Origin of the sequence: Jeotgalibacillus proteolyticus (assembly GCF_002926065.1) — a bacterium.
Lineage (GTDB): Bacteria > Bacillota > Bacilli > Bacillales > Jeotgalibacillaceae > Jeotgalibacillus > Jeotgalibacillus proteolyticus.
In genome coordinates this window covers 531,395-558,003 of the sequence record NZ_PREZ01000001.1, presented here as the reverse complement: position 1 = coordinate 558,003, position 26,609 = coordinate 531,395, and the positions used below count along the sequence as shown (strand labels likewise).

The window sequence follows — 26,609 nt, the reverse complement described above, 5'->3', positions numbered from 1 at the left end:
GAGAAATTTATTAGACAAAATCTCACTATTTCTCAAAAAAATAGATTCCTTAATCAGTAAAACAAAATATTATTACAGGAATATAAATTGCATTAATATTCCAAAAAATAGCGCATACTATATGAGGATAATGAAAATATTTAATTTTTCATTAATAATATAGCAGTAAGGCGATAGCCATACTCACTAATATTATACTGCCGCTAATAAATAATGACCTGATCGGAAATCCGCTTATGGCCTGGGAGACGCTTCTCATTTCTTCTGCTTCTTCTTTTTTCATCGGGGCCGCCATAGAAAAAGTTCTCCTGAAGCTGTTGGCGACTATATCAAATAGGCCGCTGCTGAGAACCAGCGCTATTAAGGCTGCAAACAGGTAGAAGCCGCCAGTAAAAAACGTGGAGTTGATGAAAGTAAGCAGAGTGATGCTCTTGTAATACAGTATTATAATAAGAAAGCTTACGGCATAACCGGCCGCAAGAAGGATATAAACTAACTTATTCAATTATAAACACTCCTTATAATATCTTGACTAAGTGTAATACTATAAGAGTAAGTTTTCAATTACTAATAATCAGTTAAAATATACAACTAGGATGCTTAAATTATAGTAATAAAATAAAAAAACTAAAAATTTTAATAAATATTTTAGAAAAAATATATACAAATTTAAAAATGCGAGTATAATAAATCTTGTAATAATTTTCAGACAAATACTAGGGGGTTTACAGATGAAAAAGTATTCGCTGCTTTTAGCAATAATGCTTGTAGTCAGTGTTTTCATGTCAGCTTGCTACGGAGGCGACTCCGCTGAAGAACAAAATGAAAACAATGAAGGTAATGAATCAGGGGAAACTGCATCTGATGTTCCACAGGAACTTCGGGTAATGGAGACATCGGCTATTCCTGCGATGGACACGATTCTTGCTTCAGATACAATCAGCTTCACAACCATGAATAATGTGTTTGAAGGATTGTATCGCTTAAGTGCCGATCAGGAACCAGTTCCTGCGTTAGCGGAAGGGGAACCTGAAGTTAATGAAGAAGGTACAGTTTACACATTTAAAATCAAAGAAGATGCAGTATGGTCAAATGGAGACCCTGTTACAGCTAATGACTTTGTCTATGCTTGGCAGCGTGCTCTAAATCCTGACAGTGGTTCAAGCTATGGACCTTACTTGATGGAAGGCAAAATTAAAGGCGCTTCTGAAGTTTACAACGACGGTGCAGCTCCTGAAACGCTTGGAGCAGTAGCTGTTGATGATAAAACACTTGAAGTAACACTAGAAAAACCTGTCTCTTATTTCGTGTCTCTAATGGCTTTCCCGACATTCTTCCCGCAAAACCAGGCTTTTGTTGAAGAACAAGGCGAAAACTATGCATCTAACGCAGCTACACTTGTTTATAACGGACCATTCGTTTTAGACAACTGGGATGGAAGCACTGACGGAGAATGGACATACGCTAAAAACACAGATTACTGGGATGCAGAAAATGTAGCGCTTGAAAAGGTTACATTTAATGAAGTAAAAGATCCGCAAACAGCGGTTAATGCTTATGAAGCAGGAGAAGCAGACATCACTAGTAAGCTTTCATCTGCTTTAGTTCCACAATACGAAGATGATCCAAACATGGTTTCATGGTTAGAGCCTACAGTTTTCTGGATTAAAATGAACCAGACAAATGAAGCACTTCAAAATATCAATATCCGTAGAGCACTTGCTCTTTCAATTAATAAGCAGGCGTTAACTGATAACATTCTTAACAATGGATCAATTCCTGCAAACTATGCTGTACCTAAGGAATTCGTTACAAACCCTGATACTGGGGAAGATTTCCGTGAAGCTAATGGGGACATGCTTGAGTATGACCTTGAAGCTGCAAAAGAAGCTTGGGCAAAAGGCTTGGAAGAGCTTGGAACTGACACAGTTGAACTTCGCTACTTAGGTGGAGACACTGAATCAGCAAAACTGACTGATGAGTTTATTGCTGATCAGCTTCAACAAAATCTTGAAGGTTTAACCATTAAGCTTGAAAGTGTTCCATTCAGCGTTCGTCTTGATCGCGATGAAGCACTTGACTATGACCTCCAGTTCGCTGGCTGGGGACCTGACTACCTGGATCCAATTTCTTTCTCTGACCTTTGGATTACAGATGGCGGAAACAACCACATGGCGTTCTCAAGTGAAAAATATGATCAATTACTAAAAGATGCTGAGTCAACTTATGCAAATGAGCCAGGCAAGCGTTTTGAAACATTACAGGAAGCAGAAAGAGTTCTTCTTGAAGAAGAAGCAGCGATCATTCCTGTTTATCAGCGTCAGGCAAACATTTTAGTTAATGAAAAAGTAAAAGATTTTACTTATCACTTTGTAGGACCTGAATACAGCTACTTCCCGGTTTCAATCGGAGAATAACGTTACTTTAATAACTTTAGAGTCAAAAGAGAGTGTATAGAAATTGATATACTCTCTTTTGCTCTGTAAAGCTTTTGTCTGAATATGTCGAATATTTGATTAAAATGATAGGAGGTGTCTGTGGTGGGATATTTGTTAAAACGTATAGGGTTAATGCTTTTAACTCTTTTTATTGTCATTTCGCTGACCTTTTTTCTTATGAAATTAATCCCTGGTTCACCATTCTCAGCAGCTGCAAAGCTTAATGAAACCCAGCGGGCTATTATGGCAGCAAAGTACGGACTCGATCAGCCTGTCCCGGTTCAGTATCTTAAATATATGACAAATGTTTTACAGGGGGATCTTGGTGTTTCTTTTCAATTCAGTAATACACCAGTTACAGAATTAATCGCGAAACGAATCGGTCCATCTGCCACATTAGGATTACAGGCAATGATATTTGGAACTATTTTTGGTATTATCCTTGGTGTCATTGCTGCTTTAAGGCAAAATACCTGGATGGATTACGGCTCAACACTTGTTGCTGTCCTTGGGAAATCAATCCCTTCCTTTGTATTTGCTGCGATGCTGCAATACTTTATAGCGGTTCGCCTTGGATGGTTTCCTGTTGCTTTTTGGAGAGGCTATGAATATTCCATTCTTCCGACGATTGCGCTGGCAATCTTCCCGATTTCAATTGCTGCGAGGTTTATGAGAACAGAAATGATTGAAGTACTGTCATCGGATTATATCGTTCTTGCCAGAGCAAAAGGTGCATCATCCTTCGAGGTTGCGTTCAAGCATGCGCTCAGAAATGCTCTGATTCCAGTAGTTACTGTACTTGGCCCTCTTGCGGTCAGCCTAATCACCGGATCTCTTGTCGTAGAAAGAGTTTTTGCCATTCCGGGCTTAGGAGAGCAGTTTGTTACGTCGATTAATGTATTGGATTACCCGGTTATCATGGGTACGACTATTTTATTCGCCGCATTATTTATTTTTGTCGTTCTCATCGTCGATATTTTATACAGCATCATCGATCCGCGTATCAGGCTGTCAGGAGGAGAAAACTGATGGTGAATCCTATAAAACGAATCCCAAAAGAGATGTTTGAGCCTAAAAGAGTTGACGAGTCGCTTGCTGAAAAAATTGAGAAGCCGAGCCTTAGTTTCTGGCAGGATGCATGGCTTCGGGTTAAGAAAAATAAAGCTGCGATTGTCAGTGTTGTTGTTTTAACCTTATTAATCATTATGGCATTAATTGGTCCATATCTAAGCGGTCACACCGTTCAGCAAAATGTAGAGCACGCCAATTTGCCTCCGCGGATTGCAGCAGTAGCAGATGTTAGCTGGCTGCCATTTGACGGCACCTTAAAAAACCGGGATGGAGCGATTTTAACTCCTTATGAAGACCGGCAAATTACAGAATCGTATTGGTTTGGAACAGACAGTCTAGGTCGTGATCTTTTCACTAGATTATGGCTTGGAGTAAGAATATCATTGTTTATCGCTTTTCTGGCAACTGCCATTGATATGGTTATCGGTGTTTCATACGGAGCGATTTCCGGCTATTTTGGAGGCCGGGTCGACAATATCATGCAGAGAATTATCGAGATTCTTTCTGGTATACCAAATTTAGTAATCGTGATTTTGCTGATCTTAATACTTGAACCCGGAATATTAGCGATTACACTTGCTTTAGCGCTTACCGGCTGGGTAACGATGGCCAGGGTAGTGCGCGGGCAGGTGCTAAAGCTTAAAAATCAGGAATTTGCTCTTGCATCTAAGACTCTTGGAGCGACTGATTATAGAATCATTTTCAAGCATCTGATGCCTAATATGGTAGGGGTAATTATCGTTAATATGATGTTTACCATACCTAGCGCCATTTTCTTTGAAGCCTTTTTAAGTTTTATTGGATTAGGTCTTAAGCCGCCTAATGCTTCACTAGGGACATTAATCGAGGATGGATTCAGGGTGATGCTGCTTTATCCGTATATGCTGATCATTCCTTCAATCGTAATCAGTCTACTGATGGTTACGTTTAACTTACTTGGAGATGGGCTAAGAGACGCATTAGATCCTAAAATGAGAGATTAAAGGCAGGTGAATACGATGGAAAGTATTTTAACAGTAAAGGATTTAGCTATTTCATTTAATACCTATGCCGGTGAAGTAAAAGCAATCCGGGGAGTAAACTTTGAGCTTTATAAAGGGGAAACTCTTGCGATTGTAGGTGAATCCGGATCAGGTAAATCCGTTACCACTAAATCCATTATGCGTCTGCTGCCTAAATCCAACTCAGAGATGAAGCCGGAAAGCCAAATCCTGTTTGATGGAAAAGACTTAACAAAGCAGACAGATAAGCAGATGGAGAAGATTAGAGGGAAAGATATATCAATGATCTTTCAGGATCCTATGACGTCGTTGAATCCAACAATGAAAATTGGAAAGCAAATTGCAGAGCCTCTGTTAAAGCATCAAAACTTATCCAAAGCACAGGCTAAAGCAAGAGCATTAGAGCTTTTAAAACTGGTAGGAATTCCGAACCCTGAGGTTAGAATAAATCAATATCCCCATCAGTTTTCAGGCGGACAGCGGCAGCGTATCGTAATTGCTGTTGCACTTGCCTGTAATCCGAAGGTGCTGATTGCTGATGAGCCAACTACAGCACTCGATGTGACGATTCAGGCCCAGATTCTTGATTTGATGAAGGATCTTCAGAAAAAGATTGATACTTCTATCATTTTTATCACGCATGATCTTGGAGTTGTAGCGAGTGTGGCAGACCGGGTGGCTGTCATGTATGGAGGCAGAATTGTTGAAGTAGGAACAGTGGATGAGATTTTTTATAATCCTAAGCATCCATATACATGGGGGTTAATCAGCTCAATGCCGAGTCTTGAGACTGATGTTGATGAACTGTTTGTTATTCCAGGTTCTCCTCCTGATCTTTTAAATCCTCCGAAGGGTGACGCTTTTGCAGCGAGAAACCGCTTTGCAATGGCGATTGATTTCGAGGAAGAACCGCCAATGTTTAAGGTGTCTGAGACGCACTATGCAGCAACATGGCTGCTGCATCCTGATGCACCTTATGTTGAACCTCCTGAAGCTGTTAAAAAGAACCAGGAAAAGTTCAATAACGCTCAATCGAAAGGCGGAGTGTACTGATGAGCGAAAAACTTCTTGAGATTAAAAATCTGAAGCTGCATTTTAACAGAGGTAAAAAAAATGAAGTACGCGCTGTTAACGATATAAGCTTTGATATATTTAAAGGGGAAACCCTCGGACTTGTGGGTGAGTCAGGCTGTGGTAAATCCACGACAGGACGCACCATTATCCGACTTTATAATGCAACAGATGGAGAGGTTCTCTTTAAAGGGGAAAATGTTCATAACGCTAAAAATAAAGAAAAAACCCTGGAATTTAACCGTTCCATGCAAATGATTTTTCAGGATCCGTACGCATCCTTAAACCCACGGAAAAAAATTATTGATATTATTGCTGAGGGTATTGATTTACATGGTCTTGCGAAATCGAAAGAAGAACGTACAAAGATGGTACACGACCTTCTAGAAACTGTCGGGTTAAACCGGGATCATGCTGGACGCTACCCTCATGAATTTTCCGGGGGGCAGCGTCAACGTATTGGGATTGCCCGTGCACTAGCTGTTAAGCCGGAGTTCATTATTGCCGATGAGCCAATCTCTGCTCTTGATGTTTCAATTCAGGCACAGGTCGTTAATTTGCTTAAAAAGCTTCAACGCGAAAAAGGACTCACATATTTATTTATCGCCCATGATCTTTCAATGGTTAAATACATCAGCGACCGGATTGGCGTTATGTATTTTGGACGTTTGGTAGAGCTAACGACGAGTGAGGAGCTTTATAAAAACCCTCTTCACCCATATACAAAGTCTCTTCTTTCATCCATCCCGCTTCCGGACCCGGAGCATGAAAGAAAACGCAGAAGAATCCCTTATAATCCCGATGACCATGATTATGAAGAAAATGAAAACGTGGAGATGCGGGAAGTAAATCCTGGCCACTTTGTTCTTTGTTCTGAAAAGGAATTTAAGGAAATGAATGCAACGGCATCTCAAGCTTCGACAAATAGCTAGCTTACAAAAGGAAGGCCGTAATGGCCTTCCTTTTGTTATGGGCAAGTTTCGCTTTTTAGAACATATGTTAAATTAAATACCTCATAATGGGGGGGTGATACCAATCGTTCGTTTTCTTCTCTATATAATAGGATTTAGTATGCTCAGTATTGGCAGTATACATAGCGCAATATTTTTAAATTTGATTCCATCAGGCTTTACGGTTAAAGAATATTTTATCTTTATCTCTCAACATACAGAAACCTATGGTATCCCTTTAGGCGCACTTTTAATCCAGCTTTCTGCGACCAGAAAAAATCAGGCAGGCTGAAAATCAGCCAGCCTGTTTTTTAGCGTTTTCTTTTTCTGCCAAGTCCCATGGCGTTTTCCATTTTCTTCAGCATTTTGTTTGCAGCAAAATTTGCTTTTTCCGCGCCGCTATCCAGTATTTCGTCGAGTTCATCTGAATTCATTAATTCAAAATAGCGTTTTTGAATAGGCTCGATTCGATTGACTACAACTTCAGCCAAGTCGTTTTTAAAGTCGCCGTAGCCTTTTCCTATATAGCTTTCTTCAATTTCTTCAATCGATTTTCCGGATAGGATGGAATAGATCGTAAGGAGATTTGAAACCCCTGGTTTATTTTCTTTATCATAGCGGACGATCCCTTCAGAATCTGTTACTGCGCTTTTAATTTTCTTCATAATTTGTTTAGGCTCATCAAGCATGGAAATAAAGGCTTTTTGATTAGGATCTGACTTGCTCATCTTTTTTAAAGGATCCTGAAGGGACATGATTCTTGCACCGGTTTTTGGAATCCGGACCTCTGGAACCGTAAAAATATCATTATATTTTTTGTTAAACCGTTCAGCAAGGTCACGCGTCAGCTCCAGATGCTGCTTCTGATCTTCTCCAACAGGAACAAGGTCTGTTTTATAAAGCAGAATATCAGCAGCCATTAAAGGAGGGTACGTTAGAAGTCCCGCTGAAACGCCTTCTTTACCTGATGATTTATCCTTGAATTGAGTCATCCGCTCGAGCTCGCCGATATACGAGACACATTGCAGCATCCAGGCAGCCTGAGCATGTGCGGGTACTTCAGATTGAATAAAAAGAGTCGAACGTGACGGTTCAATCCCAACCGCAATATACATAGCAGCCAGGCTTTTCGTATTTAAACGAAGAGCCGATTTTTCCTGCGGGACGGTTATCGCGTGTTGGTCCACAACACAAAAGTAGCAATTGTACTCGTCTTGAAGTTCGACAAACTGCAGCATGGCACCGATGTAATTTCCTAGTGTTATCGTGCCGCTTGGCTGTATTCCAGAAAAAATTGTCTTCATTATAATCCTCCTGTTAAATTCTGAGTTATATTTTTTCCCACAAAAAAACCATTCGTCCCTGTTACAAGGGACGAATGGTACGTTTCCGCGGTGCCACCCTTTATTGTCGCAAATGGCTTGTGAGCATTTTAACGACCTCTCATCGGTTTAGTAGACTAAACCTCCCTTTAACGCAGAGATACGCCTGTAGTTACTTCTATTTCACCCAGGAGCTCAGAAGTCCATTCTCTATGCTTTGTGTACCTGTTTTCACCAATCACAGGCTCTCTGAAACACGCCGCGAAGATACTACTCTTCTTCATTGCCGATCCTTAATTATCGATAATTATATCGGATATTTTCTATATAAAGCAAGTTTTTTTATTTCCTTCATAAACATACTTTATTTTTTTTTTTGCGATTTGTTTCCTTTCTCAAACATTTTTTGAGAAATCGTATAATCATCATTTCATTTGCTTCCATAACTTGTTAGAATATAGAGGTACATCCAATGTACGGAATAAGCGTAGTGGGAGCGATACATAGTGACACTGAAACATTTAGTTGCAACAGCAGGGGTGGCCCTGTTAATGGTCCCGGCCTTTTATTCTCAGGCTCATGCAGAAGAAGGGGACACAACAGAGTTACAGCATCACCACAGGGAATTAGTTCATACTGCCAAAGGTTTTCCAGATTCAATGCCTCGCTTTACGTATGATTCGGGTTTTACGTTTGAGTATCCGGATGCAGTGCGAGGCATTTATGTAACCGGTCATTCGGCAGGAGGAGAGCGTTTCGACTCATTAGTTAATTTAATGAATACAACTGATCTTAATGCGATGGTAATTGACATTAAGGAAGATCATGGCTATTTGACTTATGAACCTGAAGAAGATTCTCCTTTTACAGATATAGGTCAGCCCTATATCAAAGACCCGAATGAAATGCTCAAAGTGTTAGAAGAAAACCAGATCTATCCAATTGCAAGAATCGTAGTTTTTAAGGATACTGTTCTTGCCGAGAAGCGTCCTGATCTTTCTTTTCAGGAAAACGGACAGGTATGGGCAAACGGCAGAGGTGAATCATTTGTAAGTCCTTTCTTAAAGGAAGTTTGGGATTACAATGTTGACATTGCAATTGAAGCGGCAAAAATGGGCTTTAAAGAAATCCAATTTGACTACGTCAGATTCCCTGAAGGATTTGAAACCCGTGACGAAACTCTTGAGTATGATCTTGGAGAGTATGATAAAAACGGGGAAGAAGTTGTAAACAGACGGGTGGATGCAGTAAGTGATTTTGTGGAGTATGCTTCAGAGCAATTAAAACCTTATGATGTCGATGTTTCCGTCGATATTTTCGGCTATGCTGCAACGTTGGAAGAAGCGCCTGGAATCGGCCAAAACTTTAACCGCATTTCAGAGCATGTAGACGTGATCTCCTCAATGATTTACCCGAGTCATTGGACGCCGTACTTTGGAATAGATAAACCAGACTTAGAGCCTTACAATCTGGTAAATGAATATTCTAAAGTAGAAAATGAAAAGCTGAGTGAATTGGATGAGCGTCCAATTTCAAGACCATGGCTGCAGGACTTTACAGCCTCTTACCTCGGTGCCGGCAACTATATGGTATACGGTGCTGCAGAGGTACAAGCTCAAATACAAGCTCTTTATGACAATGATATCAACGAATTTTTATTGTGGAATGCAGGAAACACCTATAGTGAAGGCGTAGACTATTTGCCTTAACTTTCCCTAAAGCGGCTTACTTCATGTAAGCCGCTTTTTTAGGTTTAACTCCTATAAAAAAGGGGTATACAATAGTTGTTGAATTAGAGCTATTCCTCAATAACCTTAACCCCACACTAATCTACATCCAAATCCGTTAACTAAAAAGGAGAATGATCATGCATTGGTACGAAAAGCTGAATGAATATTTTCCTGTCCAGGAAATGAAATCAAAGGAGCATATGGAAGCTTTATTAAAGGAAAGAAGTGATATTTATCATAAGGATGAGGGACCGAAGCATGTCCTTATGTATGTAGAAACGGATTCCTTTACCTTTATTGATTATCTGTTTGTCTCAAAAAATGCAAGAGGTGAAGGATTGGGTCATAAGCTTATTCAAAAGCTTAAGGATAAGAAAAAGCCAATCATTTTAGAGGTTGAGCCGGTGGACTATGAAGACACAGACACAGAAAAAAGGCTGCGTTTTTATAAAAGAGAAGGATTTGAGCATGCTACTTCTATCGGCTACAGACGCCGCTCACTTGCCACAAAGGAAATTAATGCGATGGAAATTCTCTATTGGGCTCCTGCAGGAGAAAGTGAAGAGATTATCTTCAATGCGATGCAAAAAACATATGAAATGATTCATACTTATAAAGACCGTAAATTTTATGGAGAAAACTATGAGCCGGTTGACAATGTTTTGAAAATTAATAATAAAAACGATCGTGATGTACTCGAAGGAATTTGAGTTTTTCAATAAACGAAACTAAATGAGAATGCAACGCTCTGATTTTTTTGAAATTTGGTTTATTTTTTACGAATAAGGGTATAGTAAATGTAGGACAAGATCTTTCAAACCGTAAAGATTGTAAACATGTTTATGACAATTTCGTTAACCCCCTATTCATTTGAGATGTAATTGTGTATAATGATTTTATAATATCTTTTTAAAACAATTTTAAATAAGCTGTTTTAAAAATAGATGTTGAATTCCAATCTTTTATTATATAAGGGAGTGTGAAGGGTTCATGGTAACTTTGTTCACGTCACCTAGCTGCACATCATGTAGAAAAGCTAAGGCTTGGTTAGAAGAGCATGAAATTCCATATACGGAAAGAAATATCTTTTCCGAACCGCTCAGCATTGAAGAAATTAAAGAAGTTCTTCGGATGACTGAGGATGGTACCGATGAAATCATTTCAACCAGATCTAAAATTTTTCAAAAGCTTGATGTGGATCTAGATTCATTACCTCTTCAAGACTTATTTGAACTAATTCAGGAAAACCCTGGTCTTTTAAGACGTCCAATCATCATGGATGAAAAAAGACTTCAGGTTGGATACAACGAAGATGAGATACGTCGTTTTCTGCCTCGTAAGGTTCGTACGTATCAGCTTCTTGAAGCGCAAAAAATGGTTAATTAATGTTAAAAAATTAAAAGACTTGTCCCTTGCTCAGGCAGTAGGGATAAGTCTTTTTTGCGGCTTTTAACTAGAATCGGATTGCTTGAATTTACTGTCTGAATAGTCTACACTCTAGGGACAATAGGTTCTTATACCAAGTTTAAATAAATGGACAGAATATGATTTCCCTTTACCATCTGTTTATCATACAATAAAATTAGAAAGATCACCCTATCATTACAAGCAGTAGCGGTTAAGGTCACGATTAAGGGGGGATTCCCTTCATCCAACATATAGGAAGGGAGAGTTAAATGATGGAAATAGAACGCATTAATGATCACACAGTTAAGTTTTATATTTCTTACGGGGATATTGAAGATAGAGGATTTGACCGGGAAGAAATATGGTACAATCGCGATAAAAGTGAAGAACTCTTCTGGGAAATGATGGATGAAGTGCACCAAGAGGAAGATTTTGCGATTGAAGGGCCTCTTTGGATACAAGTTCAGGCACTCGAGAAAGGGCTGGAAATTCTCGTTACCAAGGCTCAAGTAACGCAGGACGGTCAGCGCTTTGAACTGCCAATTCCTGAAGATAAGCAACGGGATGGATCAGTAAGTGATCAGATTGAAGAGTATTTAGAAGAGCATTTTGATATGGAAGATAATGAAGAAGATGATATTTTGGATTTTACAATGAAATTTAAAAATTTCGAAGATCTCATTTCTTTATCAAAACGATTTGAACACGATCAGCTGATTACAAAATTATATGCATTTGAAAATGTATATTATTTGTTTGTTGAATTTGAAGAAGACCTTTTTGAAGAAAATGATATTGAGAATATTTTAAGCATATTATTAGAATACGGTGTAGAAACTCAAGTTACAATCCATCGGTTAGAGGAATATGGAAAACTAATAATGAATGAAAATGTTTTTGGTACCGTTCGAAAATACTTTCTTTAAAACTGAACCCTTTAGGACAAATGTCTTAGAGGGTTTTTTGTTTATGGGATCGTTCGTGTCATGTATAATAATAGCAAGGAGGTGCTGACTATTCTAGTTGCCAAAACTGAAAAAGGAAAAGTGATTTTTTTAGACGGAACCCACTCGCCACATGTAATTCGTACCCGCTTTGCAAACACTTCATTTTATTGCCCTCAATGCAATGAAAAGCTTCAATTAAAAGTCGGAAGCATTAAAATCCCCCATTTTGCACACGTAACAAAATCTTTATGTGATTCCTACAGTGAGCCTGAAACAAAGGAACATCTTCTTGCTAAGTACAAGCTTTACAGGTGGCTTAAAACACAGGGCTGGGATGTCTCAGTAGAAAAACCTTACCCCGATTTAGGCCAACGTTCAGATCTTAGTACAGTTCTGAACGGTCAGGAATTTGCAGTAGAATTCCAGTGTTCATCCCTTTCGTATGGTCAATACCGAAAAAGAACTGAAGGGTATTACAAAAGAAATATTATTCCCCTGTGGATTCTCGCGGCATCTAAGTTCCCAAATGGAAAAAGCCGTTTTAGCCACAAACTTCCTCTTTCCTCATTCCATCAGCAATTCATTCGCTACTCATCTTCTTTAGGTCAATACTTCCTAATCTTTTACAATGCAGAAAAAGAGTCCATAATCCTTCTGCAGCCGATCATTGCCATAAGCAAAAACTCATTTTTAACCATGCATTCTGAAACCCGCGTTTTTTCTTTAACGTTTCCACACTTTCCTTTACCTTCTATTTCACTATCTAGTATAGATTTAAAAATATTTATTCAGGCAAGAAAAAAATGGCAGGAAAACCGTATTATTTACGGAAAAGGAAACAAGGATTTTCTTTTGAGTGAATTTTATCAAAATCAATTGTTTATCCACTTACTTCCCTTGTGGGTGGGACTCCCCGTACGTCATGCATTAGCAATTAAAGAGCCTGTGTTTGAGTGGCAGGCGTATTTGTACCTTTTGCTAATCAGGAATGATAGAACAAATAGAGCCGTTTCTTTAAAACAGCTTAAAGATTTGATTAGCCGACTTATTAAGACGAATAAGATCAGCAGGAGACTTATGCATGATACTTCGAATGAGGGGGTATTGAAGGCTGTAGAGGAATATATTCTTCTGCTGAAAAAACTTGCTATACTTGATGGCCAATCAGAATTTAAGCTTAATCAGGAAAACCCGTTCGTAAAACAACCATCTACACCTTATAAAGAGAACGAAGTGGAAGAATTTTGGCGAATAAAAGGGAAAGAAATTATTCATCAATTTAATGAGCGGCAATAGTTGCAGGAATAGGTAAAAAAAGAGAAAATATAAAGGAAGAAATAGAACAAGGAGGGCTAACGAATGGCTGCTGAAAAGCTGAAAGAACGCACAGAGGTTCCTGAAGAAAACACCTGGAGACTTGAAGACATATTTGCATCCGATGAGGATTGGGCGGAGGAATATAAAGCACTGCAGGAGGAAGCCAAAAAAGCTCAGGAAGTCAAAGATACACTGGCTGAAAGCGCTGATCATTTCTATCGGGCACTAAAGCTGCAGGACGAAATTATGGAGCGTTTAGGAAGGTTGTATACATATTCACACATGCGATATGATCAGGACACGACCAATTCCTTTTATCAGGGACTTGACGACCGGGCTAAAAATTTAGTCTCACAAATCCAGAGTGCCTTTTCATTCATGCTGCCTGAGATTCTTTCCATAGAAGAGGAAAAAATAGCACATTTTCTTGAAGAAAAACCTGAACTGAGATTGTATAAGCATTCGCTTGAGGAGATCAATGCTCAGCGTCCACACGTATTGTCTGCCAAGCAGGAGGAGCTGCTTGCTGAGGCTTCTGAAGTACTGAATACCTCAAGCAACACATTTAGCATGCTCAATAATGCGGACCTTGAATTTCCTGTGATAGAGGATGAGGATGGAAAAAGTGTTCAGATTACACACGGAAGATATATCAGTTTGCTCGAGAGCGAAGACCAGCGAGTAAGAAGGGATGCTTTTAAAGCGGTATACAGCACCTATGAAAAATACCGCAACACTTTTTCATCAACGTTAAGCGGCCAGGTAAAAAAAGATAACTTTTCAGCCAGAGTGCGGAGTTACGAATCTGCTAGACATGCGGCTCTTTCTAACAATAGCATTCCGGAGGAAGTATATGAAAATCTTGTTAACACTGTAAACAAAAATCTTCATCTGCTTCACCGCTATGTAAAGCTTCGTAAAAAAGTTCTCGGTCTGAACGAGCTTCATATGTATGACCTTTTTACGCCTCTTGTGAAGGATGTAAATATGAAGGTTTCCTACGAGGAAGCTAAGGATCTAATGGTAAAAGGACTTGCCCCGCTCGGAGATGACTACTTACGCGTGGTCAATGAAGGTCTTTCTAATCGCTGGGTCGATGTGGAAGAGAATAAAGGAAAACGAAGCGGCGCTTATTCATCGGGGGCCTACGGGACGAATCCGTATATTTTGATGAACTGGCAAAACAATGTAAGCAACCTGTTTACACTTGCCCATGAATTTGGTCACAGTGTGCACAGTTATTATTCACGCAACAACCAGCCTTATCAATATGGAGGCTATTCAATATTTGTTGCAGAGGTTGCCTCCACTTGTAACGAAGCCCTGTTAAATGATTATCTGCTTACTACTATTGAGGATGAGAGGAAGAGGCTTTATATACTCAACCAATTCCTTGAAGGATTTAGAGGGACTGTTTTCCGGCAGACGATGTTTGCAGAATTCGAGCATATTATTCACAGGAAGGCACAAAGCGGAGAGGCATTAACAGCGGATATGCTGACTGAAGAATATTATAATCTTAATAAGAAATATTTCGGGGAAGAAATTATTGTGGATGAAGAAATTGGAATAGAGTGGGCAAGGATTCCTCACTTCTATTACAATTATTATGTCTATCAGTATGCAACAGGCTACAGTGCTGCGACAGCTTTAAGCAAGCTAATCCTTGAAAAAGGCGAGTCTGCAGTAACACAATATGTTAACGAATTTTTAAAAGCGGGCAGCTCTGATTATCCAATTGAAGTTCTGAAAAAAGCAGGAGTAGATATGACCACATCCACTCCGATTGAAGAAGCCTGCAAGGTATTTGAAGAAAAACTGAATGAATTTGAAGAATTGCTGGATAAAGCTTAAAAAAGAGGCAGAAATATAACATTATATCAAGAATCACAAGGTAAGCTTGAGACAAAGGCATCCACCTGAAGCACAGCGAACCGGTTGAAAGAGGTTGAGACATTCCATATGTCTCAACCTCTTTAACTTTTTCTCTTTGAATAAGTAGAAAAGCCTTTAAACCGGCTTTTCGATGTTAGCCATACAACGAAAAGAAACAAAACAAAAAATAAAATAATGGAAGAAAGAAGGATTGGGAAGGCATTCAGTAACGCACAGAGCTGTAAAACAAAAGCCCCAAATACCAAGATCAGCAAAATGCTTCCGATCCAATTTCGCATAAAATCCCTCCTCCTTAATCCTATATTCTGATCAATTACAGGTTAGAACTGCATTATACTTGTCAGACTTGTAAATACATGATAAACTAACCGTGTGAAGTTGATCACAAGCAAACATATACCCCTTTGTTTGACCGTGAAAAATTTCTCCCATCCCCTTTGTTCGTAAGAAAAGCCCTCATCATATGATGAGGGCTTTTCTGTATCTTCTTTAATCTGCGGCAGACTGCTCTTTACTATATCTCCAGAAAGTACCGTTCTTTGTAGATATTGGTTCCACCTTTTGGAGAAACATTCTCTTTTTCAGTTCTTTTTCTGCCTGCTGCAATGTTAAGTTATAAATAATAGCCAGTTCCTGTGCGGCCACTATTTTATAATGCTCGATAAACTCATCGATGGTAGGCAGTTGATGTTTCTCAGGATTGGCCACCATCTCTTCGAGGATCTGTACATATACTTCATAAGGGTATACGCCCTCAATTTTGATCCCTTCATCTTCAATGTTTTCATTAAAAAAAACGAGAGTAGGTGTGCTATCAACCTCCATTTCAGTTGCAATTTTCATGTCACACTGAAATGCTTTTGAAGCGGATACGGAATGAATGTCATGAAAAAATTCTGTAAGATCTAATCCGGCTTCATCTGCACATTTTTGGAGAATATCAAGCTCTGAAACATCCTGTTCATTAATAAATAGTCTTTCCTGTATGGATCGAAGGAATCGGTTCCCTGCGCGTTTTCCCTGAAGCTCTGCAGCCTTAATGGCAACAGACGCTAAAAAAGGAGTATCGATCGGGTTTTCCATTAAAAAGTAGCTGCTGCAAGCAATATTTCCATTCTGATCAATGGAGGATGTTTTTTTTGTTTTTTTGTTAAGAGAGGCTAAGCTGCCTTTTAATACATGCTTAACCTTAATATAATCCCCGTATTCCATTATAAGCTTTTTAATAATCGGCTCAATGGTCCAGCAATCAGGACATACGGGGTCGATAAATAAATAAATTTCCAGCGGCTTCTTTTCACATTCATTCCAATTTGAGTCTTGTACATGTTTTGCCGTCAATCCGTATCACCCTCTGCTTCTTCGGGAGTATTAATCATATGGTGAGCAGTTAATGAAAGGCGGTGAAATAAGCCCTCGCGTATATCCTCATTCAGTTCAACCTGATGCATAGCAATTTCCATGCAGCTAAGCCAGGCCTCAGCACGCTTTGGTGTAATTTCATGAGGGAGGTGGCGTGCACGCAGCATCGGATGTCCATGTTCCTCTGTATAGAGGGAAGGACCGCCTAAATACTGAGTTAGAAATTGTTTTTGCTTGCGAATGGTTTCAGTAAAGTCTTCTGGGAATATACTTTTTAATTCAGGATGATTTGCAACCTGATGATAAAAAACGTGAACGAGCTCTGATAGTTTTTCTTCACCGATCACTTCATAAGGCGTTAAAGTTCGATCCACCATAAAAAATATCTCCTTTGTACTTTTTTGTTTAATCATTTTTGCTTTGGCAGAGTTCTGCTTCAGACTTACTGAAATTAAATTGAAGCAGGACTTCTTTTATAATTCATATTATGTATACTCATTGTAGCAACGGGATGCTGTTTTCTCAAATATATCGCCTTAAGGGCTGGATATGAAAAAAGCCGGTTTTTCTCTTGAGAGAAATAACCGGCTTATGCATTATAGCTATTCATGACTTTCTTTACGTATTGCTGCGTTTCTTTAAAAGGAGGAATCCCTTTATATTTATCCACATTTCCCGGTCCGGCATTGTAGGCAGCAAGCGCCAGATTTGGGTTTTGGTTATAGCGGTTCATCATATCCCGCAAATAGCGTGTCCCTGCTTCAATATTTTCCTTAGGATCAAAAATGTTTTTTACGCCAAGCCATTTAGCCGTGCCTGGCATAAGCTGCATCAGGCCGGATGCTCCTGCATGGCTAACTGCTTCAGGATTAAAATTGGATTCATGTTTAATGACTGAGCGGATTAGCTTTTCAGGCACCCCATATTTTGAAGAAGCTGTTGATATAAGATTGTCGATCGTAGGGGAACCGGTTTTTGTCTCGGGGGAGCTCACGCTGTCATTTGCTGCAGCAGTATGAAGAGGAAATCCGGTCAAAGCCTCTGGCATCTGTAACGATTCTATGGCAGATTCGTTTTCTGCAAGCAATTGAGCAACGGCACCAAGCTGGTTTGGGTTTGATAGCATATTTAATGATTGCTGCATAAAACCGGTAAATAGCTGCTGCTGTTCCTGAGAGATCTCGCTGCTGCGGGATCCCAAAGTTTGCATTGCCTGAACATCCATGAGCTTTTTCAGGGAATCCACGTTCATATCAAAGCCTCCTTTCTATTATTGGTTAAGCTGACACATTTTTTCTGTATAAAATCTCTCTATTTTACTATCGGCTTTCTGTTCGTCTATTTTGTAGGACGAAAGTAATTTTTTAAAGACTTTAAGCCCTTCAGAAAAACTTGCAGCTTCGTATTCCAGTTCATAATCCTCCTTTGATAAATAGCGGCTATGGTCCAGCACAAGAAGTCCTTGCTGATAGGGAAATTCAATTCGATTTGTTGATAAGCTTCCGAAATGAACGATTTTTTCTGCGGGAACCTTCAGTGATGTAAGGATGTCATAAATCTCTCCGCGAACAAGAGTGCCGCCATTTAACATTTTTTCTGCCGTATCCTGCTCAAGGGTCTGATGGGTTTCAAGAATCCCTTCCTCTACAGGCTGTTTCAGTGTCAATTGATGTCGGCCATTTTTCTCTCTGATCCGGAGAGCAGAACGAAGGCCTTTAAGGTGAAAAGAAGGCGTGTCAAAGTAATGATTTTCCTGGGTCATCACCTCTTTATCGTCACATCTAAAGGCCTTGAAAAGTTCGAAATACTGTTCCTTTGTCAGTAAGTTTTTAAATTCAATTTCTATTTCCTGAGAGATGACAACCAGCTCCTTTAATGCTTATGTTATCTATTATCAGGGGTTTTCACTTTGACTGCAATGGCAATATGCAAGAAAACGCCTGCTTATGATAGAATAAAGGGAGAGAATTGCCAGAAGGGAGAAACCACATTGAATAGAAAAAAAGTTTGGTTAAACAAAACAGAAGTAATAGAAGATACACTTATACTAAAAGGGGAACAAACAGCTGAAATTGGCAGGCTGACTCCAAGCGGGCAGATGATTGTTGATTCAGATGAACTTTCTTTTGTTTATCTTGCAGAAGAAGGTAATGATTATACATACTTATATTTACCCGATTTTATCTGGCCGGAAATTAGGGCTGCAATGGATAAAGGCATTCAAATCTTCGTCGTGATTGGGGATAACAAAATGCCTTTGCTTCAATTGGAGGATGAAATAGGGTATTTAGTTTCTAATATAGAAGGAAACAGCAACTATGGGGAAGCGATGGTTGAAAAGGTTGAAGCCGTTTTTCTAGCCTGACAGCCTGCAAAGAATAGCATGTCAATAAAGCCAGAGGTGATAGAGATTGAATCATTGGGAAGCTTTTTTAGAGCCTTATAAACAAGCAGTGGATGAATTAAAAGTGAAATTAAAAGGGATGAGACACCAGTTTCAACTGCAGCACACCCACTCGCCCATTGAATTTGTCACCGGCAGAGTAAAGCCGATTGCAAGCATTCTGGATAAGGCCAGTGAAAAGTCGGTTCCTTTAGAGAAGCTGGCTGCAGAAATGCAGGATATTGCGGGGTTGCGCATGATGTGCCAATTTGTAGACGATATTGAAAAAGTAGTGAAATTACTTAGACAGCGCAACGACTTTGATATTATTGAGGAAAAGGATTATATCTCTTATAAAAAGCGAAGCGGATACCGTTCTTATCATGTTATTATCGAATATCCTGTGGAAACATTAAACGGGGAGAAGCGGATCCTGGCTGAAATTCAGATTCGTACACTCGCCATGAATTTTTGGGCAACAGTTGAGCATTCTTTAAATTACAAGTATCAGGGCCAGTTCCCTGCCCAAATACAGGATCGTCTTCAGCGGGCTGCTGAAGCTGCCTTCAGACTTGATGAAGAAATGTCAGAAATCAGGGAGGAAATTCAGGAAGCCCAGGCATTTTTTCAAGAAAAAAAGGAAGATCAGATAAAGGATAAGCGAAAAGAGCGGTCGAGCCGCAGAAAAAACTATAATGACCGTCAGGGATGAGGAGGAGCTCCGCGTGAAATTTGCTATTACTTCAAAGGGTGACGCAAAATCAAATGCACTGATGCATAAGATGAGATCTTATTTAAAGGACTTTAATCTTGAGTATGATGAAGAAGAACCTGAAATCGTCATTTCGGTTGGTGGAGACGGGACCCTGCTGTATGCTTTTCACCGATACAGCTCCCGGTTGTCTAAAACTGCTTTTGTCGGCGTTCATACCGGCCATCTTGGTTTTTATGCAGACTGGGTGCCTGATGAAATAGAAAAGCTTGTGATAGCAATTGCCAAAACACCCTATCAAATTATCGAATATCCTTTAATTGAGGCCATTATCCGTTATAAAAGCGGGGGGCGTGAAACAAGATACCTTGCTTTAAATGAGTCAACCGTTAAAAGCGTAGACGGTACACTCGTAATGGATGTGGAAATCAGAGGTCAGCATTTTGAAATCTTCAGAGGAGACGGACTGTGCCTGTCAACACCTTCAGGCAGTACTGCCTATAACAAAGCACTTGGAGGAGCTATTATCCATCCTTCTTTGCCTTCAATCCAGCTTGCTGAAATGGCATCTATTAATAACCGGGTTTTCCGGACAGTTGGCTCTCCATTGATTATGCCTGCTCACCATACATGTATGCTGAAACCTGTAAACCGGACAGATTTCCTCATTACGATCGATCATTTAACACTTGTGCATAAAGATGTTAAATCCATTCAATACCGTGTTGCTGATGAAAAAATCCGCTTTGCCCGCTACAGGCCTTTTCCGTTTTGGAAAAGAGTACACGATTCATTTATTGACGGATAGTCGTAATGAATCACTTTACACTGCAATGGATTGTAGAAGAACCGGTATTATTAAGAGAGTTTTTGATGAATCATCAGATTTCAAAGCGCTCGTTAACGAGCATAAAATTTGATGGTGGGAAAATTGAAGTAAATGGGCAAGAATCAACGGTAAGAAGAGAATTAAAAAAAGGGGATCTTGTAAAAGTAATCTTTCCGAAAGAAATGATAAGCAGCACTCTTGCCGATGAGGATATTCCCCTTGCTGTCGTCTATGAAGATGAAGCCATCCTTATCGTAAATAAACCACCATATATGAATACGATTCCGTCAAGGGAGCACCCATCTGGCAGCTTGGCAAATGCATTGGCCGGCAGGTACAAAAAATCGGGGCATTACGGCGGTATTCATATCGCAACCAGGCTTGACCGGGATACTTCCGGTCTTATTCTGGTGGCAAAGCATGCACATGCCCACCATCTCATTAGCCTGCAGCAGCAGCAAAACCTTTTACAAAGAAAATATACTGCATTGATTCACGGTGATCTAAGGCCTGAGGCGGGAACTATATCTGCCCCGATCGGAAGAAAGAGTTCAAGTATTATCGAAAGAGAAGTAAGACCTGACGGGAAAACAGCCATTACAAACTACAAAACAACCGATAGCAAAAACGGGATAAGTGAAGTCGAATTAAAATTAGAAACAGGGAGAACACATCAGATTCGCGTTCATTTAGCATATAGCGGCCATCCTATAGTTGGTGATGATCTGTACGGAGGCGAAAGGCATTTAATTAAGAGACAGGCCCTTCATTCAAGGAAGCTGAAATTATTTCATCCCTTAACAAAAGAAGAGATGGTATTTGAAGCCCCACTGCCTGAGGATATGCAGCAAATCCTTTTAGGAGAGTAAAAAAGCGCACCCTTATAAACGGTGCGCTTCAGGCTGCTTTTGAAGGGCTTTTTAGCCATGTGGTTTTAAGCTTAGTTATAATCATCATCCCTAAATTTTTCCTCAATGTAAGGCATTGCTGAATCTATAGAAAAAATCTCCATCTCAGGGTACCGTAATGCAGAAAGACGGTTGCCAAACACTGCTCCAGTATCAATATTCACGCTGTTATTTTTAAAACGTGCGTGGTGAACAGGGGTATGACCGTAAACCACCCATGCTTTTCCCTCATATTCCATTGCCCAATCCCTGCGCACAGGCAAACCCTTTGCATTTAATTCACCGGTAGTATCTCCGTACAATACAAAGGAATGAATACGCTTATTCATTTTACCGATATCCTGCTGCCTTATGCCTGCATGGGCGATCACTAATTTTTCATTATCAAGCACGTGATACAACGGAGATTCTTCATACAGTTCCATGAATTTATTTTTAACTATCTCTTTTTTCTCGAGATCCAGCTGTTCAAGCTCTGCCACCGTAGTTTCAAGACCGTGTGTGATTTTTACATTATTTCCTTTAAAGTAGCGGTAGAGCTTGTTGCAGTGATTACCTGGAACATAATAGGCAGCATCATGTGTAAAAAGCTGGTACACATCTTCAATTACTCCGAGGGAATCAGGTCCTCTGTCGGTAAGATCCCCTACAAAACCCAGTTTTCTGCCCTTGGGGTGAACAGGATATCCGTTTTTCCATTTGTAGCCAAGTTCTTCTGTAAGCTGCACCCATTCCTTACGGCAGCCGTGGATGTCGCCGATAATGTCGATCTGCATAAAAGTCCTCCCGGGTTTGTTAGTTATTGAGATTTTACCATGTACAATGAAGAATAATAAGCGACAAGTTTTGTTGAATCTGCTAGTATTATGATGGTTATTGCAAAAATGAAAGGAGAGTGGACGTGTTGGCTGAAATAAATCATGATAAAGAACAAACCATGCTGGATGAGGAGCTGCTCGTTCGTACTCTTTTAAATCATGAGCTGGATTTGTTCAGGGAAGAGTATTTTAACCTGCACCCATACGACCGTGCCCAATTTTACTTACGTCTTGATCCGGAATTAAGAGAACGGATCTATGAATTTTTATCACCTGAAGAAATGGCTGATATCTTTGAAAATCTCGATGCAGATGATGATGAATATGAACCTATTTTAACTCAAATGAATCCACAGTATGCAGCAGATATGCTCTCAAATATGTATACTGATGATGCTGTCGATGTATTGAATGAATTAAATAAAGATCAGGTTGCCAGTTATTTAACGATAATGAATAAAACATCGGCTCAGGAAATAAAAGATTTACTTCATTATGAGGAGTATACTGCCGGTTCGATTATGACCACAGAATTTGTTTCCATTCCGGAGCATTCCACAGTCCGTTCAGCGATGGCGATCCTAAGAAATAAAGCACCGAGTGCAGAAACAATCTACTATACCTTTGTTATTAATGAAGAGCAAAAATTATCAGGTGTTGTTTCTTTAAGAGACATTATTACAGCTGATGAGGATTCATTAATTAAAGAAATTATGTCTGATCGGGTGGTTTCTGTTTCTGTTGGGCAGGACCAGGAGGAAGTTGCCAGAACAATGAAGGATTATGACTTCTTAGCACTGCCGGTAGTCGATTTTCAAGATCATCTGCTAGGAATCATTACGGTCGATGATATTATGGATGTTTTGGAAGAAGAAGCGTCTGACGATTACTCCAAGCTGGCCGGGATATCAGATATGGACTCAAGAGACCGTACTCCTTTTGGTGCAGCAAAAAAACGCCTGCCTTGGCTGATCGCGCTTCTTTTTCTTGGAATGCTGACAGCCAATCTGATCGGCCGTTTTGAAGCCACACTTGAACAGGTAGCAATTTTAGCTGTTTTTATCCCTCTTATTGCCGGAATGGCAGGTAATACAGGAACGCAGGCACTCGCTGTTGCCATCCGCAGTATTGCAACCGGGGACATAGAGGATGAAAGTAAATGGAGACTCATTTTAAGAGAAGCAGGAACGGGACTGATCACCGGAACGACATGCGGGATCATAGTCATTGGAATTGTGTATGTTTGGAAGAGCTCGCTATTTTTAGGGCTCCTCGTTGGCGTTTCAATTTTAGCCTCATTAATTGTTGCTACTATAGCCGGCTCTCTTGTTCCATTAATCATGCACCGGTTTAACATTGACCCGGCTGTTGCCTCCGGTCCATTTATTACTACAATCAACGATATTTTCAGTATTCTTATTTATTTTGGCATTGCGACCACATTTATGAGTTATTTAGTTTAGAGTGGCAGGCTGGGACAAAAGATTATTTTATTAACGTGAGGTGAACGTAGCGGAAGGGGGCGACTCCTGCGGGATGAAGCGGGAGCTTGAGATTCACTTGCGCTAGCAAGTTAGCGAAGGGCCCCGTCCCGCGGAAAGCGTCCCCCTGAAGCGCAGTGAACCGGGTTTAAGAGGATGAGACACATTTGTCTCACCCCCTTTTTTGTGATTGCTTGTTTTAGTCAAACGTGATAAGTTAGTATCAGGTACTAATAACTTGTTATAAATCAGGAGGATCAGAATATGTCACTTTCTTTAGAGGGAAAAACATTTGTTGTGATGGGTGTAGCAAATAAACGCAGTATTGCTTGGGGAATTGCCCGCTCTTTAGACAAAGCCGGAGCAACTATTATTTTTACATATGCTGGGGAACGTTTTGAAAAGTCAGTAAGAGAGCTTGCTGATTCACTTGAAGGGAGTCATAAACATGTATTGCCATGTGATGTAACAAATGATGAGGACATCAAGACGTGCTTTGAAACCATTCAAAAAGAAGTAGGAACCATTCACGGTCTGGCTCATTGTATCGCTTTTGCAGAAAAAGAGGATCTGCAGGGAGAATACCTGAATACAAACAGGGATAATTTTCTGCTTGCGCATAACATCAGCTCATATTCTCTAACAGCTGTCTCAAAGGAAGCAAGAAAACTGATGACAGAAGGCGGAAGTATTCTTACACTGACTTATCTTGGAGGAGAGCGCATCCTTCAAAATTACAATGTTATGGGTGTGGCTAAGGCTTCCTTGGAAGCTAGTGTCCGTTATTTGGCTGGAGATTTAGGCAAGGATGGAATACGAGTTAATTCCATTTCTGCAGGCCCAATTAGAACATTGTCTGCAAAAGGAATCGGTGATTTTAATTCTATCCTGAAGGAAATCGAAGAAAAAGCACCGCTGCGTAAAAACACAACTCCTGAAGAAGTAGGAGATACGGCCGTATTTTTATTAAGCGATTATTCCCGTGGGGTTACCGGAGAAAATATTCATGTTGATTCCGGCTATCATATCGTAGGGTAATTCAGCAAAAAAGACTGGTTAAGGGTCAAGAGGACCTTTAATCAGTCTTTTTTATTTTTGTAATCATTTTTAAGCTGAATGACCATATACTTAATCAACCATAAGGAGAAAGGGGATTTATTATGACTAAAAATGAAGATAAAAACAAAAATCACAGCCCCTTACTATACATTGATCAGCCTGCCTTTCATTGTGAAAAGCCTTCTATGCAGCAGGTATACCAAACGAGCCAAACAAAAGAAAGAGAAAAGGAAGCTAAAAAGTCTGCCCAAAAAAAGAAACCTAAAAGAAATTTCAGTATGACTCCTCTGGGCTATCTGGAAGAGGAGGCAAAGCAGATGATAATAGATAAAGCAGCTGGAAAGAACAGCCCTCCTGATGAAAAACGTGAAGAAGTAAAAGAATCTGCTGAAAGTAAGGTAAAGCTGAGTCCAACCGAGCGCTTTAAGCCCGTTAAGGCCTTCAAAGATATGAATGTCGATGAACGACTTGAATATCTAGTCCCTTTTATCGGTAATCAGGCTCCTTTTTACAGCCAATTTGTATTTCAGGATCAGACACATGTCAGAGGGATTTTAAAGAAGGTTGAAGATAATGAACTTGTCATTTCTTCAACAAATGGGGAGATTGTTGAGCGGAATAAGAATGAGTTAGTCAATATATTTATTAGCTAAAAAAGCCGCTCTGCTTATTCAGCAGAGCGGTATTTATTTTGAGAAAGATCCTAAGGATGCAGTTAATTGCCTGCACATGCTTTTAAAACAGCCCTACCGTATTTAAAATCAGAAATGGATCCAGGGGGTCACTTCATCCTTAGTCGCAAATTCCAAGAAAGACGTCTTTGATGCACTGTACAGCACAGAAACAGTTAAGGTCAACTGTAATACAGCTATCAGTAGACTCGAAATTAAATACTTTGCAAATTTTGCTTAATTTAATTTTCGTTCCACAATCACTAAGCAGGTCAACTTCCTTGTGGTCTTTATCTTTTGGTTCAAGTACACGCAGGGTTGCACAGCAATTGTCAAATATTTCTTCTACACGGAAGAAGATAGAAACACAATCGTGATCATATCTATCTCCATCGCGAAAAAATGCATGGAAAGGTGATCCGTCTTTTGTCTTTAAAACAAAAACCCTTGTATCAGCAGGTTTTCTGCGTGAAGGGGCTGTTAAATCCCCCAGCGGCTCAAGAAAGCAGCTAGTTAGACATGGGCGGCACTCTTCTTCTACAGCGTTATCCTGAATGTCTTTTATAGCGCGTACCACCTCGCATACGCATCCTCTAGAACTCCCTAAAACATCATCATCTCTTTTTCCACAACAGCTCATTATTTTCTCCTCCTTTTTCATGGATTCTATATAAAGTATTCAGCACTACATCTGCCGGAATAGTCATTTGCCGGGTTTTTTCAAATTAAGCATAAAAATTAATATCTGTCGCAAGCTATAAAAGATGAAGATATTTAAATGAAAATGAGGGATCACTTATGAAAGGTTTCCAAAGGTGCTTAACCTTACTATTGCTTATGTTATTGAGCGGATGTGCGTTATTTCAGGAGGTAGGCACTGCTGACATGGTTATTCATGATGGACATCAGGATATGGTAACAACCATAAAAGACCACGTGGAAAAAACGGAAGAATTATATGACACCATTGTCATTGCGGCAGAGGACCAAATTCTTGTCAGCTATAAAGTGCATCATCTGAACAGATTTAAAATGAAATCGATTGAGAAAAAACTCGAAAAATGGCTGCAAGAAAAGTATCCGGACAAAACAGTGGATCTATCAAGTGATTATAAAATCTTTTTGGAATCCCATAAGTTAATGACAAAATGGAAAAATAATGAGGTCACAAAAGAAGAAGCGGAAAAAAAATTAGATAAAATCGTCAAACTCAAAAATGAGATGACGTAAGGGGGG

29 protein-coding genes and 1 other annotated feature are annotated in these 26,609 nt (G+C 39.7%); of the genes, 20 read left to right on the top strand and 9 right to left on the bottom strand.

What is annotated here, in order from left to right:
• Nucleotides 1–151: 151 nt before the first annotated feature.
• The gene (locus C4B60_RS02880) at nucleotides 152–505 is read right to left on the bottom strand and encodes a DUF3899 domain-containing protein (protein WP_104056486.1); all 354 of its coding nucleotides are present in this window, start codon (nucleotides 503–505) and stop codon (nucleotides 152–154) included.
• 226 nt (nucleotides 506–731) lie between these two features.
• On the opposite strand from C4B60_RS02880, the gene C4B60_RS02875 reads away from it, so the two are divergent.
• From C4B60_RS02875 to C4B60_RS21235, 6 genes are all read left to right on the top strand, one after another.
• On the top strand, nucleotides 732–2,417 hold the full coding sequence (locus tag C4B60_RS02875; protein ID WP_104056485.1) for a peptide ABC transporter substrate-binding protein: 1,686 nt from the start codon (nucleotides 732–734) through the stop codon (nucleotides 2,415–2,417).
• Nucleotides 2,418–2,537: 120 nt separating this feature from the next.
• Nucleotides 2,538–3,467, top strand: a complete 930-nt coding sequence (gene opp3b / locus C4B60_RS02870; RefSeq protein WP_104056484.1) for an oligopeptide ABC transporter permease — start codon at nucleotides 2,538–2,540, stop codon at nucleotides 3,465–3,467.
• The gene (opp3C, locus tag C4B60_RS02865; RefSeq protein ID WP_104056483.1) at nucleotides 3,467–4,492 is read left to right on the top strand and encodes an oligopeptide ABC transporter permease; all 1,026 of its coding nucleotides are present in this window, start codon (nucleotides 3,467–3,469) and stop codon (nucleotides 4,490–4,492) included. Before opp3b ends, opp3C begins: the two co-directional genes overlap by 1 nt.
• A 15-nt stretch (nucleotides 4,493–4,507) precedes the next feature.
• Nucleotides 4,508–5,563, top strand: coding sequence for an ABC transporter ATP-binding protein (locus C4B60_RS02860; protein ID WP_104056482.1), 1,056 nt, complete (start codon nucleotides 4,508–4,510; stop codon nucleotides 5,561–5,563).
• Complete coding sequence (locus C4B60_RS02855; protein WP_104056481.1) at nucleotides 5,563–6,513, top strand: ABC transporter ATP-binding protein; 951 nt, start codon at nucleotides 5,563–5,565, stop codon at nucleotides 6,511–6,513. The genes C4B60_RS02860 and C4B60_RS02855 overlap by 1 nt, the downstream gene beginning before the upstream one ends.
• A gap of 94 nt (nucleotides 6,514–6,607) precedes the next feature.
• A complete protein-coding gene (locus tag C4B60_RS21235; protein WP_135122091.1) occupies nucleotides 6,608–6,823 on the top strand; it encodes a YuzI family membrane protein in 216 nt (71 codons plus the stop codon).
• Between the two features lie 19 nt (nucleotides 6,824–6,842).
• Here C4B60_RS21235 and trpS read toward each other — a convergent pair whose 3' ends face one another.
• Nucleotides 6,843–7,835, bottom strand: a complete 993-nt coding sequence (trpS, locus tag C4B60_RS02850) for a tryptophan--tRNA ligase (protein WP_104056480.1) — start codon at nucleotides 7,833–7,835, stop codon at nucleotides 6,843–6,845.
• A 63-nt stretch (nucleotides 7,836–7,898) separates the two neighbouring features.
• Nucleotides 7,899–8,146 (bottom strand) — a binding site (T-box leader).
• Between the two features lie 219 nt (nucleotides 8,147–8,365).
• Between trpS and C4B60_RS02845 the strand changes: the two genes are divergently transcribed.
• The 6 genes from C4B60_RS02845 to pepF all read left to right on the top strand — a co-directional run bounded on the left by C4B60_RS02845 (nucleotide 8,366) and on the right by pepF (nucleotide 15,108).
• The gene (locus C4B60_RS02845; RefSeq protein ID WP_425331147.1) at nucleotides 8,366–9,562 is read left to right on the top strand and encodes a putative glycoside hydrolase; all 1,197 of its coding nucleotides are present in this window, start codon (nucleotides 8,366–8,368) and stop codon (nucleotides 9,560–9,562) included.
• 158 nt (nucleotides 9,563–9,720) lie between these two features.
• Nucleotides 9,721–10,293, top strand: a complete 573-nt coding sequence (locus C4B60_RS02840) for a GNAT family N-acetyltransferase (RefSeq protein WP_104056479.1) — start codon at nucleotides 9,721–9,723, stop codon at nucleotides 10,291–10,293.
• A 280-nt stretch (nucleotides 10,294–10,573) separates the two neighbouring features.
• A complete protein-coding gene (spxA, locus tag C4B60_RS02835) occupies nucleotides 10,574–10,969 on the top strand; it encodes a transcriptional regulator SpxA (protein ID WP_104056478.1) in 396 nt (131 codons plus the stop codon).
• A gap of 293 nt (nucleotides 10,970–11,262) precedes the next feature.
• Entirely contained in the window at nucleotides 11,263–11,916 is a 654-nt protein-coding gene (mecA, locus tag C4B60_RS02830; protein ID WP_104056477.1) for an adaptor protein MecA, read from the top strand.
• Nucleotides 11,917–11,997: 81 nt separating this feature from the next.
• Nucleotides 11,998–13,233 (top strand): competence protein CoiA, encoded by a 1,236-nt coding sequence (locus C4B60_RS02825; RefSeq protein WP_167578556.1) that lies wholly within the window; start codon nucleotides 11,998–12,000, stop codon nucleotides 13,231–13,233.
• Between the two features lie 63 nt (nucleotides 13,234–13,296).
• Nucleotides 13,297–15,108, top strand: coding sequence for an oligoendopeptidase F (pepF, locus tag C4B60_RS02820; RefSeq protein ID WP_104056475.1), 1,812 nt, complete (start codon nucleotides 13,297–13,299; stop codon nucleotides 15,106–15,108).
• A gap of 122 nt (nucleotides 15,109–15,230) precedes the next feature.
• On the opposite strand, the gene C4B60_RS02815 is transcribed toward pepF, so the two are convergent.
• The 5 genes from C4B60_RS02815 to C4B60_RS02795 form a co-directional block, all read right to left on the bottom strand.
• The gene (locus tag C4B60_RS02815; RefSeq protein WP_104056474.1) at nucleotides 15,231–15,428 is read right to left on the bottom strand and encodes a hypothetical protein; all 198 of its coding nucleotides are present in this window, start codon (nucleotides 15,426–15,428) and stop codon (nucleotides 15,231–15,233) included.
• A 211-nt stretch (nucleotides 15,429–15,639) separates the two neighbouring features.
• On the bottom strand, nucleotides 15,640–16,491 hold the full coding sequence (locus C4B60_RS02810; protein WP_104056473.1) for a ClpXP adapter SpxH family protein: 852 nt from the start codon (nucleotides 16,489–16,491) through the stop codon (nucleotides 15,640–15,642).
• A complete protein-coding gene (locus C4B60_RS02805) occupies nucleotides 16,488–16,889 on the bottom strand; it encodes a globin domain-containing protein (protein ID WP_104056472.1) in 402 nt (133 codons plus the stop codon). Before C4B60_RS02805 ends, C4B60_RS02810 begins: the two co-directional genes overlap by 4 nt.
• Nucleotides 16,890–17,101: 212 nt before the next feature.
• Nucleotides 17,102–17,764 (bottom strand): lytic transglycosylase domain-containing protein, encoded by a 663-nt coding sequence (locus tag C4B60_RS02800; RefSeq protein WP_104056471.1) that lies wholly within the window; start codon nucleotides 17,762–17,764, stop codon nucleotides 17,102–17,104.
• Between the two features lie 18 nt (nucleotides 17,765–17,782).
• Nucleotides 17,783–18,370, bottom strand: a complete 588-nt coding sequence (locus C4B60_RS02795) for a CYTH domain-containing protein (protein ID WP_104056470.1) — start codon at nucleotides 18,368–18,370, stop codon at nucleotides 17,783–17,785.
• 132 nt (nucleotides 18,371–18,502) lie between these two features.
• Between C4B60_RS02795 and C4B60_RS02790 the strand changes: the two genes are divergently transcribed.
• Genes C4B60_RS02790 through C4B60_RS02775 form a run of 4 tightly spaced genes read left to right on the top strand, consistent with a single transcriptional unit; the run spans nucleotide 18,503 to nucleotide 21,305 of the window.
• On the top strand, nucleotides 18,503–18,877 hold the full coding sequence (locus C4B60_RS02790; RefSeq protein WP_135122090.1) for a UPF0738 family protein: 375 nt from the start codon (nucleotides 18,503–18,505) through the stop codon (nucleotides 18,875–18,877).
• 46 nt (nucleotides 18,878–18,923) lie between these two features.
• Nucleotides 18,924–19,607, top strand: coding sequence for a GTP diphosphokinase (gene yjbM, locus C4B60_RS02785; RefSeq protein WP_104056468.1), 684 nt, complete (start codon nucleotides 18,924–18,926; stop codon nucleotides 19,605–19,607).
• A 13-nt stretch (nucleotides 19,608–19,620) separates the two neighbouring features.
• On the top strand, nucleotides 19,621–20,415 hold the full coding sequence (locus C4B60_RS02780; RefSeq protein ID WP_245153849.1) for an NAD kinase: 795 nt from the start codon (nucleotides 19,621–19,623) through the stop codon (nucleotides 20,413–20,415).
• A 5-nt stretch (nucleotides 20,416–20,420) separates the two neighbouring features.
• Nucleotides 20,421–21,305, top strand: coding sequence for an RluA family pseudouridine synthase (locus tag C4B60_RS02775; protein ID WP_104056466.1), 885 nt, complete (start codon nucleotides 20,421–20,423; stop codon nucleotides 21,303–21,305).
• A gap of 71 nt (nucleotides 21,306–21,376) precedes the next feature.
• Here the strand turns inward: C4B60_RS02775 and prpE are convergent, their stop codons facing one another.
• A complete protein-coding gene (gene prpE / locus C4B60_RS02770) occupies nucleotides 21,377–22,120 on the bottom strand; it encodes a bis(5'-nucleosyl)-tetraphosphatase PrpE (protein ID WP_104056465.1) in 744 nt (247 codons plus the stop codon).
• A gap of 161 nt (nucleotides 22,121–22,281) precedes the next feature.
• On the opposite strand from prpE, the gene mgtE reads away from it, so the two are divergent.
• The 3 genes from mgtE to C4B60_RS02755 all read left to right on the top strand — a co-directional run bounded on the left by mgtE (nucleotide 22,282) and on the right by C4B60_RS02755 (nucleotide 25,355).
• A complete protein-coding gene (gene mgtE, locus C4B60_RS02765; RefSeq protein WP_104056650.1) occupies nucleotides 22,282–23,625 on the top strand; it encodes a magnesium transporter in 1,344 nt (447 codons plus the stop codon).
• Between the two features lie 282 nt (nucleotides 23,626–23,907).
• The gene (gene fabI, locus C4B60_RS02760) at nucleotides 23,908–24,681 is read left to right on the top strand and encodes an enoyl-ACP reductase FabI (RefSeq protein ID WP_104056464.1); all 774 of its coding nucleotides are present in this window, start codon (nucleotides 23,908–23,910) and stop codon (nucleotides 24,679–24,681) included.
• Between the two features lie 122 nt (nucleotides 24,682–24,803).
• Nucleotides 24,804–25,355, top strand: a complete 552-nt coding sequence (locus tag C4B60_RS02755; RefSeq protein ID WP_104056463.1) for a CotO family spore coat protein — start codon at nucleotides 24,804–24,806, stop codon at nucleotides 25,353–25,355.
• 139 nt (nucleotides 25,356–25,494) lie between these two features.
• Here C4B60_RS02755 and C4B60_RS02750 read toward each other — a convergent pair whose 3' ends face one another.
• Entirely contained in the window at nucleotides 25,495–26,013 is a 519-nt protein-coding gene (locus C4B60_RS02750; protein WP_104056462.1) for a CotY/CotZ family spore coat protein, read from the bottom strand.
• 245 nt (nucleotides 26,014–26,258) lie between these two features.
• On the opposite strand from C4B60_RS02750, the gene C4B60_RS02745 reads away from it, so the two are divergent.
• Nucleotides 26,259–26,603, top strand: a complete 345-nt coding sequence (locus C4B60_RS02745; RefSeq protein WP_135122089.1) for a sporulation protein — start codon at nucleotides 26,259–26,261, stop codon at nucleotides 26,601–26,603.
• Nucleotides 26,604–26,609: the final 6 nt, after the last annotated feature.